At 60.2% G+C, this 11,917-nt stretch carries 12 protein-coding genes; 3 read left to right on the top strand and 9 right to left on the bottom strand.

The window, feature by feature from the left end; all coding sequences use genetic code 11:
* Window positions 1–43: 43 nt before the first annotated feature.
* Window positions 44–469 (top strand): GNAT family N-acetyltransferase, encoded by a 426-nt coding sequence (locus HDE75_RS10545; RefSeq protein WP_183677886.1) that lies wholly within the window; start codon window positions 44–46, stop codon window positions 467–469.
* Window positions 470–520: 51 nt separating this feature from the next.
* On the opposite strand, the gene HDE75_RS10540 is transcribed toward HDE75_RS10545, so the two are convergent.
* The 9 genes from HDE75_RS10540 to ygfZ all read right to left on the bottom strand — a co-directional run bounded on the left by HDE75_RS10540 (window position 521) and on the right by ygfZ (window position 10,052).
* A complete protein-coding gene (locus HDE75_RS10540; RefSeq protein WP_183677887.1) occupies window positions 521–1,537 on the bottom strand; it encodes an ABC transporter permease subunit in 1,017 nt (338 codons plus the stop codon).
* A gap of 24 nt (window positions 1,538–1,561) precedes the next feature.
* The gene (locus HDE75_RS10535; RefSeq protein ID WP_183677888.1) at window positions 1,562–3,061 is read right to left on the bottom strand and encodes a sugar ABC transporter ATP-binding protein; all 1,500 of its coding nucleotides are present in this window, start codon (window positions 3,059–3,061) and stop codon (window positions 1,562–1,564) included.
* Window positions 3,062–3,138: 77 nt separating this feature from the next.
* The gene (locus HDE75_RS10530; RefSeq protein ID WP_183677889.1) at window positions 3,139–4,074 is read right to left on the bottom strand and encodes an ABC transporter substrate-binding protein; all 936 of its coding nucleotides are present in this window, start codon (window positions 4,072–4,074) and stop codon (window positions 3,139–3,141) included.
* Window positions 4,075–4,191: 117 nt separating this feature from the next.
* Entirely contained in the window at window positions 4,192–5,139 is a 948-nt protein-coding gene (gene tal / locus HDE75_RS10525) for a transaldolase (RefSeq protein ID WP_183677890.1), read from the bottom strand.
* A gap of 34 nt (window positions 5,140–5,173) precedes the next feature.
* Window positions 5,174–6,649 (bottom strand): xylulokinase, encoded by a 1,476-nt coding sequence (xylB, locus tag HDE75_RS10520; RefSeq protein WP_311735124.1) that lies wholly within the window; start codon window positions 6,647–6,649, stop codon window positions 5,174–5,176.
* Window positions 6,650–6,697: 48 nt separating this feature from the next.
* Window positions 6,698–7,699, bottom strand: a complete 1,002-nt coding sequence (locus HDE75_RS10515) for a LacI family DNA-binding transcriptional regulator (RefSeq protein ID WP_183677891.1) — start codon at window positions 7,697–7,699, stop codon at window positions 6,698–6,700.
* Between the two features lie 223 nt (window positions 7,700–7,922).
* A complete protein-coding gene (locus HDE75_RS10510) occupies window positions 7,923–8,666 on the bottom strand; it encodes an NRDE family protein (RefSeq protein ID WP_183677892.1) in 744 nt (247 codons plus the stop codon).
* Window positions 8,657–8,947: a DUF4936 family protein gene (locus HDE75_RS10505; RefSeq protein WP_183677893.1), complete on the bottom strand. Its 291-nt coding sequence runs from the start codon at window positions 8,945–8,947 to the stop codon at window positions 8,657–8,659. The genes HDE75_RS10510 and HDE75_RS10505 overlap by 10 nt, the downstream gene beginning before the upstream one ends.
* A 7-nt stretch (window positions 8,948–8,954) precedes the next feature.
* Window positions 8,955–10,052, bottom strand: coding sequence for a CAF17-like 4Fe-4S cluster assembly/insertion protein YgfZ (ygfZ, locus tag HDE75_RS10500; protein ID WP_183677894.1), 1,098 nt, complete (start codon window positions 10,050–10,052; stop codon window positions 8,955–8,957).
* 196 nt (window positions 10,053–10,248) lie between these two features.
* On the opposite strand from ygfZ, the gene mltG reads away from it, so the two are divergent.
* Window positions 10,249–11,235 (top strand): endolytic transglycosylase MltG, encoded by a 987-nt coding sequence (mltG, locus tag HDE75_RS10495; protein WP_183677895.1) that lies wholly within the window; start codon window positions 10,249–10,251, stop codon window positions 11,233–11,235.
* A gap of 31 nt (window positions 11,236–11,266) precedes the next feature.
* Entirely contained in the window at window positions 11,267–11,908 is a 642-nt protein-coding gene (tmk, locus tag HDE75_RS10490) for a dTMP kinase (protein WP_183677896.1), read from the top strand.
* Window positions 11,909–11,917: the final 9 nt, after the last annotated feature.

The following is an 11,917-nucleotide window of genomic DNA, read 5'->3' as shown; positions in this document are numbered from 1 at the left end:
CAGCCATGCGACAATAGCCGCCTGTCTTTTACCTCTGATAATCATGACCACTATTAACATCCGCCTCGGCGACTGGGCCACTTTGGGCCAGGACGCTTCCGCCATCCGTTTTGAAGTCTTTGTCGATGAACAGAAAGTGCCGGCCGAGATCGAGCTCGACGCCATGGACGCTGTTTGCCTGCATGCTGTTGCCTACGATACCGAGGGTCGCGCCATCGGTACGGGCCGCTTGTTGCCCGATGGCCATATCGGCCGTATGGCGGTGCGCAAGGCGGGTCGCGGTACGGGTGTCGGTGGCGAGATTTTGCAGCTGCTGATGAGCAAGGCCCGCGAGCGGGGCGATGCTGCTGTGGTGCTCAATGCCCAGGCTGCTGCCGCGCCGTTCTATGCGCGCCATGGTTTTGTGCAGCAGGGGGAACAGTTTGAAGAGGCGGGGATAGCGCATGTGGAGATGCGCCTGGAGTTTTAAATAGTGCTGGGGTCAGACCCGTCGGGTCTGACCCCCAATGCGTAAAACTAATCAGTTCTGGGCTTGCGACTGGCGCCATTTATCCAGTATCACCGCAAGTACGATGACCACACCCTTGGCCACATACTGCCAGAACGACGACAGTCCCAGGATCGTCAAGCCGTTGTTCATCACGCCGATGATGAGGGCGCCGATCACGGTGCCCCAGACAGAGCCGACGCCGCCCATCAGGCTGGTGCCACCCAGCACCACTGCAGCGATAGCGTCGAGTTCGTAACCTGTACCCCAGTTGCCGTTGGCCGCATACAGGCGGCTGGCCGACATGGCGCCGCCCAGGCCGGCGAACAGGCCGCTGATGGTGTAGACAAACATCAATACCAGGCCGACCTTGATGCCGGTCAGGCGCGCCGCTTGCACGTTGCCGCCGACCGCATAGATATGCAGGCCCAAGGTGGTCTTGCGCAAGATGAACCACGTGATGATGACAACCAGGGCGGCCAGCCAGATCAGCCAGGGCAGGGCCAAAAAGGTGCCGTTGCCCATCCATTCGAAGCTGGGGATGTCCGTGTTGAGCACGCTGGTGCCATCGGCCAGCAGATAGGCTGCGCCGCGCAGGGCGGTCATGGTACCCAGGGTGACGACGAACGGATTCAAGCCCACCAGCGCCACCAGCGCGCCATTCAAGGCGCCCAGCAGCAGGCCGACGACCAGAAACACGGGAATCGAGAAGCCTGCAAACTGGGCCGACAGCGACATCAGCATGCCTGCCACCGCCGAGACTGCCAGCACGGAGCCGACCGACAGGTCGATGCCGCTGGTCAGGATAACGAAAGTCATGCCCGACGCCAGCACGATATTGATCGATACCTGGCGGAAAATGTTCATGGTGTTATTGCTGGTCATGAAGGTCGATTGACCATCGCCCGCAAAGTACACGGTCAGTCCGTACATGGCCAGGTAAAGCACGACCAGCACGGGCAGCATGCCCAGGCGGCGCATCAGGCCCGATGCATTGAAGGATGAGCTGGCGCGCGCGGCGCCGCCGCTGGTTGTAGTAGGGGTAGTCATGATGAATCTCCTTATTGATTTTCTTTAAGCTGCGTCCACCAGGGTGGCGTAGGCGAGGATCTTTTCCTGCGTGATATCGTCGCCCGTGACTTCACCCGTCAAGCGGCCTTCGCACATCACCATCACGCGGTCGCAGATGCCGACCAGCTCGGCCAGTTCGCTGGAAATGCACAGCACGGCGGTGCCTGCATCGGCCAGTTGGTGGATGATCTTGTAGATTTCGCTTTTCGCGCCCACGTCCACGCCGCGCGTGGGTTCGTCGAGGATCAGCACTTTCGGCTTGATGGCCAGCCAGCGCGCCAGCAAGACTTTTTGCTGGTTGCCGCCCGACAAGCCACCCACGATGCCTTCCGGGCCCGACACTTTCACGTTCAGGCTGGCAATCGACTCGCGCGCCAGGTCCGTCAGGGCGCCATGGTTGACCACGCCCGCCGTGGCGTGCTGCGACAGGATATTCATCGACATGTTTTCCATCGCCGACAATTGCATGAACAAGCCCAGGCTCTTGCGGTCTTCCGGCAGGTAGCCGATGCCGTGGCGGATCGCGGCCAGCGGTTCCGTAATATGGACTTCCTGGCCGTCGAGCCAGACCTGGCCCGTTTGTTTCTTGTCGGCCCCAAAGATCAGCCGCGCCAATTCCGTGCGGCCCGCGCCCACCAGGCCTGCCAGGCCCGCCACTTCGCCTGCATGCAGGGTCAATGAGGCAGGCTTGACCTTGCCACCGCCCACATTTTCCACGCGCAGCCGCTCGGCGCCGCGCGTGCTGCGGCGCTGGTGCTGGTAAAAATCGTCGGCGGAACGGCCGACCATCATTTGTACGACTTTCTTTTGATCCAGTTCATCCTTGCCCAGCTCGCCCACATAGGCGCCATCGCGCAGCACCGTGATACGGCGCGCCAGGCGTTCGACTTCGGCCATGCGGTGGCTGATGTAGAGTACTGCCAGGCCCTTGTCGCGCTGGGCCTCGATGATGCGGAACAACTGCTCCGTTTCGCGGTCTGACAGGGCGGCAGTCGGTTCGTCCATGATCAGGATGCGGCTCTTGTGCACCAGCGCGCGGGCGATTTCCACCTGCTGCTGTTCGGCAATCGACAGGCCGCCCACCATGCTGTCGGCATGGAAGCGCGAGCCGAGGTCGGCCAGGATGGCATTGGTGCGTTCGCGCATCTCGGCTGCATTGACGGTCCAGAAGCGGCCTTGCGGCTCGCTGCCCATGAACACGTTTTGCGCCACCGTCATGTTCTTGGCGACGCTCAGTTCCTGGTAAATCAGGTTGATGCCCAGCGCCCGTGCTTCGCCCGGGCTACGTATCTTGATGGGTTTGCCATCGAGCAGGATTTCTCCTGCATCCGGCGTGTAGACGCCGGACAGGATTTTCATCAGGGTGCTCTTGCCGGCGCCGTTTTCGCCCATCACGGCGTGGATTTCGCCGCTGCGCACCACCAGGTGCACGCCGCGCAGCGCGCGCGTGGCGCCGAAGCGCTTTTCGATGCCGCGCATTTCAAAAATAATATCGTCGCTCATGACGTGTCCTCGCTGTTGAAACTGGCGCCCACCACCGTCATGGCGACGGCGGCGAACTCCACGTGGTGCAAGCTTGCTTAGTTTTTCACCCAGCCAGCGTAAGCGGCAACGTTTTCCTTATTGACGATAGGCGTAGGCAGCAACACCGTCGTCTGTTTCGGTGCGCGGCCATTCATGAGGTCATAGCCTACTTGCACGGCATCGGCCGCCATGCGGTACGGGTTTTGCGACGCGGTGGCGGCAAACAGGCCGGCCTTGTTTTTCAGCGCGTTCTGGCCGTCCGGTGCGCCATCGACTGCCGTGATCAGCTTGATGTCGCTGCGTTTGGCTTGCTTGATGGCCAGTTCGGCGCCGATACCGGTCGGGTCATTGATGGCGAACACGGCGTCGATTTTCGGATGGGCCGTCAGCAGGTTGGACATCACCGTCAGGCCGCCATCGCGGCTGCCGCCCGCATTCTGGTTATCCGACAGGATCTTGATATCCTTGAAGCCGGCCAGGGTTTTCTTGCAACCGGTGACGCGGTCGATCACCGCCGTGACCGGTGGACCGTTCAGGATGACCACATTGCCCTTGCCGCCGATTTGCTTGGCCAGGTAGGCGCACGAAACGTCGCCTGCCATGGTGTTGTCCGACATCACGGTGGCCGAGGCGTTTTGTGCGCCCACGTCGACAGCGATCACGATCACGCCGGCATCGCGGGCTTTTTTCACGGCCGGGCCGATGCCTTTGGAATCGGCAGCGTTGAGGATAATGATATCGGTCTTGTTGGCGATAAAGTTTTCAATCTGGTCGACCTGGGTGTTCAAGTCATATTTGCTTGACACGGTGGTCACTTTCACGCCAGGGCCGCCGATTTTCCTGGCGCTTTCTTCCGCGCCACGGCCAATGGCCACGAAGAATGGGTTGGCCAGGTCGCCGACGGTGATGCCGATCGATTTCAAAGGCTTGTCGGCAGCAAACGCGCCACAGGCGATGGACATCAGCAGGGAGGCGGTAAGAATCTTTTTCATATGAATCTCCAAGGTTTTTATTGTGTTGAAATAAACTCAGCTACTAGGGTGCAAGGTACAAGGTGTTGCAGGTAAAAACTGATTTCTTTTTAACTATGACTCATTGTTTGTTACTGATTATTTGCTGCGTAAGGTTTCGATCATGGCGTCCAGCTTGCCTGCATCGACGGCAAAACCACGGATGCCTTCGGCCAGTTTTTCGGTTGCCATCGCGTCGTCGTTCAGGGCGTAGCGGAAGGCCGCTTCGTCGTAATGCACGGCAGCTTGTGGTGCAGCGTTGCCACCCAGTGCGCGCTCGAATGGCGTGTCGGACGCTTCCAGCTTGGCCAGCAAGTCGGGGCTGATGGTCAGCAAGTCGCAGCCGGACAGCGCCGTGATCTGGCCCGTGTTGCGGAAGCTGGCGCCCATCACCTGGGTGGCGATGCCGTGTTGCTTGTAGTAATCGTAGATGCGCGTGACCGATTGCACGCCTGGATCGTTGGACAGGGAACGGGCCGCTTCGTCCCATGCGGCGCCAGCCGATTTCTTGTACCAGTCGTAGATACGGCCCACAAATGGCGAGATCAAACGTACCTTGGCGTCGGCGCAGGCAACCGCCTGGCAAAACGAAAACAGCAGGGTCAGGTTGCAAAAGATGCCGTCCCGTTCCAGTTCGCGTGCCGCCTGTATGCCTTCCCAGGTGGCAGCGATCTTGATCAATACACGTTCGCGGGCGATGCCGGCCGCTTCGTACAGGGCGATCAAACGGCGTGCACGCGCTACGGTGGCAGCGGTGTCAAAGCTCAGGCGGGCATCGACTTCGGTCGATACGCGGCCCGGCACCACTTTCAGGATTTCCAGGCCGAAGCGCACCAGCACCTGGTCGACGATATCGTCCAGGCTGGCGTTCTTGTGGGCGGCGACCGTACTTTCCAACAAGGGTGCATAGTCGGGCTGCAATACCGCCTTCAGGATCAGGGATGGGTTGGTGGTGGCGTCTTGCGGGGCAAAGCGCGCCAGTTGCAGGAAATCGCCGGTGTCGGCGACAACGGTACTGTGTTGCTTCAATTGTTGCAGTTGATTCATCGCTATTCGTCCTTATAAGTGCATGCGCAGGAAACTACGCTGCTTGATGTAAAGCCTGTACGGCGGGAAACAGGCTGCGGTACTTCTGATAGCGCACCTGCAAGGCCGCATGTTGTGCGGCATCCGGTGCGAACGTATTCTTGATGGCCAGGCCCGTTTCCAGCACGCTACGCTCGCCGATGGCGGCAAAGCCCAGCTTGGCCGCACCTATGCTGGCCGACAATTCGCTGTCATGCAGGGTGCGCATTTCCACGCCCAGCACATTGGCCAGCAACTGCGCCCAGTACTGGCTGCGCGCGCCGCCGCCGACCAGCAGGCAGTGCGTCACGGTCGCGCCGGTCGAGGTGACGGCCGCCATGGCGTCGCGCAGGGCAAAGGCCACGCCTTCCAGCACCGCATAACCGAGTTGCGCGGTATTGCTATCATGGCCCAACTGTAAAAAAGCGCCGCGCACTTGCGGGTCATTGTGGGGTGTGCGTTCGCCCGACAGATAAGGCAGGAACAGCGGGGCGGACGATGGTACGCCCTGGACCAGCGGCAGGGCCGATTCGACCAGCGCCAGCAAGGCCGCTTCATTCGGCATTCCCAGCACGCCCGTGGCCCAGCGCAGACAGCTGGCGCCCGATAAAATGGCGCCCATGGCGTACCAGCGGCCGGGCAGGGCGTGGCAAAAACTGTGCACGCCGGCGGCCGGGTTGCCCAAGGGCTGCTCGGTGACGGAAACAATCGCCGCGCTGGTGCCCAGCGAAATAAAGCTGTCGCCAGCGGACACGGCGCCGATACCGACGGCCGACACAGGATTGTCGCCACCGCCGCCGGCCACGATCACGCCGGCTGGCAAGCCCAGCAGTTCGGTGCCGACAGCGTGCACAAGACCCGTGGCGGCATCGCCTTCGACCAGCGGCGGCATTTGATCAGGGCGCAGACCGCTGGCGGCCAGCATCGGTCCATACCAGGCCCGCTCGGCAATATTGAGCCACAGGGTGCCGGCTGCATCCGACATATCGGTGATGCTTTGTCCCGTCAATTGCAGGCGCAGATAGTCTTTTGGCGACAGCACGCAGGCAATCGCGGCAAACGCCTGTGGTTCATGTTCTTGGAGCCACAGCAGTTTGGGCGCCGTCAGGCCTGCCATGGCCAGGCTGCCGGTAACGAGAGCAAATGCAGGGTGGTCATGCGCCAGGGCGGCCGCTTCGACGTGGGCGCGCGCATCGTTCCACAGGATAGCGGGGCGGATGCACTGATCGTGCTTGTCGAGCAGCACCGCGCCATGCATCTGGCCCGACAGGCCGATGCAGCGGATGGCCGCATAGTCTTGCGGATGGGCCGCACGCAACTGGCTCAGGGCTTGCACGCAAGCAGCCCACCAGTCTTGCGGGTCTTGCTCGGACCAGCCCGCCTGCGGTCGGCTGACGCCCAGGCGCACGGACGCCTGGGCGCGGATGCTGCCTTTGCTGTCCATCAGCACGGTTTTCAGTTCGGAAGTGCCCAGGTCGATGCCTAGAGAGATGGCGTTGTCCATGTGTTCAGAGGTAGGCATGTTAAGAAGAAAGTTTGTTTAAGCGCAGCCGCAGGAATTGCGCACGCGCAAGGTTGGCGCCAGGCGGCTCACGTGTTGTTCACGGCCCGGGTTGGCGATGCGTTCGATTAACAGGTCGACCGCCATCGAACCGAGTTCTTCCAGCGGCTGGGCCATGACGGTCAGGCGCGGACTGAAGTAATCGGCCCAGTCAAAATCATCGAAGCCGGCCAGCGCCACTTCTTGTGGCACGGCAATATGCGCATCGCGCAGCGCATGCATGGTGCCGATGGTCATCAGGTTATTGCCGGCCACGATGGCGGTAGGGCGCTGGTCCAGTTGCAATAATTCACGCGTGGCCGCGCCGCTGCGCGCCAGGTTGGAGTCGCCTGGGCGCACCAGGGCCGGGTCGAATTTGATGCCGGCGCGCTCCAGTGCCAAACGATAACCTTCGACACGCTCATTGGTGGTCGACAAACCGACCGCGCCAGCAATAAAGCCGATGCGGCGGTGGCCATGTACGGTGATCAGATGGCTGACCAGTTGCGCCGTCGCTTCGATATTTTCCACGCCGACCTGGTCGAACGGCAGCGGCGACATGCGGTCGACCAGCACGGAAGCGATCTTGTTGCTGCTCAGGTAATTGAGGGCCAGGTTGTCCGGATCGCCCGAGGGCGCCAGCACGATGCCGTCGACGCGGCGCTGGTGCAGGTTTTGCACCACTTTCAATTCCTGGGCCGGATCGTCGTGTGTATCGGAAAACAGCATCATCAAGCCATGCCGCGTGCAGGCAGCTTCGATGGCGCGTACGGTTTCGCTGAAGTAATGATTGGTGAAGGCGGAAATGGCCACGCCGATGGTGCCGGAAGACGAACCGGCCAGCGCGCGCGCCAGCATATTGGGCACATAGCCAATCTGCTGCATCGCCGCGTTGACGGCGGCGACGGTTTTCGGGCTGACCTTGCGGGTGCCGTTCAGTACGTGAGAGACGGTCGACAACGATACGTCTGCCGCTCTCGCTACATCTTCCATGGTGGCCATGGTGTCTCCAGAATATTCTTGTTGTTACTGCTGTGCGGCTACGTTTTGTACTGCTTTCGTGCCGCGTTTGAATCTATCGTAAACAAAAGAAAGCGCTTGCGCAAGCGCTTTCTTTTTTCGCGCAAACGTTTTCGTGGATGAAAAAAACGCATTATTTCACTGCGAACAAGATCAGGAGGGAGTGCCCTCAGCAGTCAAGCTGAGGGGGAGGGGAGAAAAACAGTTACTGAATCAGCAGCTCATGCAACTCGCCCGGCGCATCGGCGTACAGCTTGACGACGGTGGAAGTGCGGGTGCCGTAGCCAGGGGTTTCAATACAGACGGCTGACAGTACGCGCTCGAGGTCGAGCGGCACGCCGGTGTCGGGCAGGCGGAAGTCCGGCGCGCGGGTGGTGTCGGCCAGCATATCGAAATAGGCTTCGTCCGGTGCACCCTGGCATAGCAGGCTGGCAAACTGGGCCTTGGTTTTCAGCACCTTGGGCCAGGGCGCGTCGAGCAGGGCGTTCGACAAGCCATAGATGCCCGGCTCCAGGGGCTGGCCATTGCGGGCATCGTCCTGGCCCCGGTTGGAAAACCAGATCAGGGTGTCGCTATCACCGAGTACCAGGTTAAAACCGTTGTAGTCACCGGCGCCAGGCGCGATCTGTCTTATGTATTCCTGCGCCGACATATTGCCCGCCAGGTAGTCGGCCACCAGCGCGCCGCGTGATGGCGCATCGTCGCGGTGATCCTTCGGGCTGCGGATATTGGTGATGGCGGCAAAGCGCGAACATCCGTCTTCTTTCGTAGGCTGGGTGATGCCCATCCAGCTGCCGCCGGCCTGCAGGTCGCGGCCTGCGTAGACTTGCGGGTGTTCAGGCCAGGCGCCGGCAGGGGCGCTGGCGCGGTCGTAAAATTCGTCGCGGTTGGCGGCGGCAATCAGCGGCACGTGCGGATTGACTTTCCAGGCAAAGACGATCAGGCACATGGGGGCAAATCCATGAACACTTCCGTATGGCGCTGACCATGCGTGAGTGCCAGCAAGCCTGCTTCGTCTGTTGCGGCAGCCAGCTCGCCGGCAAAGCCTTCACCGACGACGGGATAGATTTCCATCCACGTCTGCAAGCCATCCTTGCTGTCGGGGCGGCGCTTGAGTTGCGGCGCCACACCCGATTGTTCGGCCAGCCTGGCTTGCAGCGCGCGCACGCGCGCTTCCAGCGCTTGCGCGTGCTCGTCTTTTACCTGGTAATAAATATACAGATCTTTCATGGCTGGCTCACAGGTCCAGTGCGTCGAGCACGTAGGGCATGGACAGGAATTGCACGGCCGCACCCTGGGCCGAACCCAGGCGTACTGCGCCAACCTCGCCGGAGCCTTGCTCGATGGCGGCCAGCTTCATTTCCGCCAGCGCATCGACGCCGCCGGCGCCATTCGGCGCGGCGTTGACGATCATGCCGCATGGCTGCTCAGGATCGCTGACGGCGAACAGTTCGTTGCCCGCTTGCGCGCCAGCATCCGCGATGCTGACCAGGGTAGTGCGGCGCTTGAGCTTGCCCAGGTACTGGCTGCGCGCGACGATTTCCTGGCCCGGGTAGCAGCCTTTTTTAAAATTCACGCCACCGAGCAATTCGAAGTTGACCATTTGCGGCACGAACTGTTCTTGCGTGGGCAAACTGATTTGCGGCACACCTGCATGGATTTCTGACAAGCGCCAGGCGTCATTGCCGCCTTTGTTCAGCGTGCCGGCCAGTTGCGTCCAGATATCGAGAGCGTTGGCCGCCGACAGCAGCCACTGATAGCGCGGCTGTCCAAAGGCATCGGCTACGCGCAGCAAGGTGCCCAGCGCATGCTCGACCTTGCTGAAAGGCGTAGCTGGCAGTTGTTCGAACCAGGCAGACAGGGCCGCATTGGCGCGCTCGCCGCCGATGGCCAGCACGATTTGGCTTGCTTCATCGCCGGCAGCGTCATGCAGCTTGGCCTTGGCGCGCAGCACGAACATTTGCAAGCGCTTCTGTATGGCTGGCTGTATGGTGCGCGGCAATTGCAGATAAATGGTGGTGGCGTTGCGCCACATCAGAAAACTGGCCAGCAAGCGGCCTTTTGGCGTGCAGTAACCTGCCAGGCGTACTTGCTGCTGGTTCAGGTGTTCCACATCATTGGTCAATTGGCTATGCAGGAAAGTGGCTGCATCGTCGCCAGTAATGCCGATCAAACCCTGGTCGGTGACCGTGGAGACGAAGCCATCCTGCAACTGGACCGTGGTCAGGGTCTGGCCGAAATCGGCGATATTGGTGTCAGGCACGGCACCGTCAACGTGAGTGGAACGGGCGCCTTGCGCGATTAAAAATTGATTCCAGTTATCCATATTTTCCATTAGATCAGCGATTAAGCATTATCATTACGGGTTCATTATAGTGATGTCGCGGAAATCGCGTCGACACTGGCAAGAATTGCTGCTTTTTACGATGCTTTTCTTCATAAATGAACGATTAAAGAATGATTAATGCAGGATCAAACACAGCGAGCATGTTGTCCCGCTTTTTACAGCTCGCATAACAAGAATTGGAACAATGGCTTTCTTTAAAAAATTGGTAGTCAGTTCAGTGATTGTCGCCATCGGTGCTGGTGGCGGTTTTGTGTATTGGGCCCAGCAACCCATCACCACGGAAGGCGATGCAATTGCCTTTGCGATCACCCCGGGCAGCGGCGCGCATGCGGCGGGCCAGCAGATTGCGGACGCGGGCGTGCCCATCATGCCGATTCTGTTCAACCTGCTCGCTCGCCTGGAAGGCAAGACCTCGAAGATCAAGGCTGGTTCCTACGAGCTGAAACCGGGCACCACGCCGCAGCGCCTGATCATGCAGCTGGCGCGCGGCGAGTTCGCGCAGGAATCGCTGACCATCATCGAAGGCTGGACTTTTAAGCAGATGCGCCAGGCGATGGCCAATCACCCGGGCTTGAAGCACGATACGGAAACTTTGAGCGATACGGAATTGATGTCGAAAATCAGCCCCGAGTATCCGCAGCCGGAAGGCTTGTTCTTTCCGGACACCTATCTGTTTGCCAAGGGCGCCAGCGAGATGCAAATCTTCAAGCAAGCGCATGTTGCCATGATAGGCCGCCTGATGGAAGCGTGGGACAAGCGCGATCCGGCCTTGCCGTACAAGAATCCGTATCAGGCCCTCATCATGGCGTCCATCGTGGAAAAGGAAACCGGGCAAAAATCCGAGCGGGCCATGATTGCCGGCGTGTTCGTCAACCGCCTGAAAACAGGCATGCTGCTGCAGACCGATCCGACCGTGATCTATGGCATGGGCGATAACTACCAGGGCAAGATCCGCAAACGCGACCTGGAAGCGGACACCCCGTACAATACCTATACGCGCGGTGGCTTGCCGCCCACGCCGATTGCCTTGCCGGGCGCGCAATCGCTGACGGCTGCCCTGGCGCCGGCCCGCACGCAAGCGCTGTATTTCGTGGCGCGCGGCGATGGCACCAGCCAGTTCTCGGCTAATTTGCCCGACCATAACCGCGCCGTGAATCAATACCAGCGCTAAAGTGCTTATACATTATTAAAAAAGACGTTTCATGACACAACAACATCAAGCCCGCTTCATCACCTTCGAAGGCATTGACGGCGCGGGCAAGTCCACGCATATCGGTTTTGTGAGCGACTATCTGCGCCAGCGCGGCGTCAACCTTGTTTCCTCGCGTGAACCGGGCGGTACCCAGCTCGGTGAAAAACTGCGCGAACTGCTGCTGCATGAAAAAATGCACCTGGAAACGGAAGCCTTGCTGATGTTCGCCAGCCGCCGCGAACATATCGCGCAAGTGATCGCTCCCGCGCTTGAGCGCGGCAAATGGGTGATTTCCGACCGTTTCACGGACGCCAGTTTTGCTTACCAGGGTGGCGGCCGCGGTTTGGATATCAGCAAGATGGAAGCGCTGGAAGCCTGGGTGCACCCGCATCTGCAACCTGACCTGACATTCCTGTTCGACGTGCCGCTGGCCGTGGCGCGCGCCCGCCTGGATGCTACGCGCGCTCTCGATAAATTCGAGCAGGAACAGACCGACTTCTTTGCTGCCACGCGCAATGAATATTTGCGCCGCGCCGCGCAGTTCCCCGAGCGTTTCCGCATCATCGATTCCACGCAAAGCATTGCGGACATTCAAGTTCAGCTTGCGAAATTGCTTGATGGATTGCTTGAACAAAGTCTTGTAATGGACTGATTTACAAAG

This window comes from Janthinobacterium silvisoli (assembly GCF_014200725.1).
GTDB lineage: Bacteria > Pseudomonadota > Gammaproteobacteria > Burkholderiales > Burkholderiaceae_D > Janthinobacterium.
This window is presented reverse-complemented; position numbering and strand designations above follow the sequence as displayed.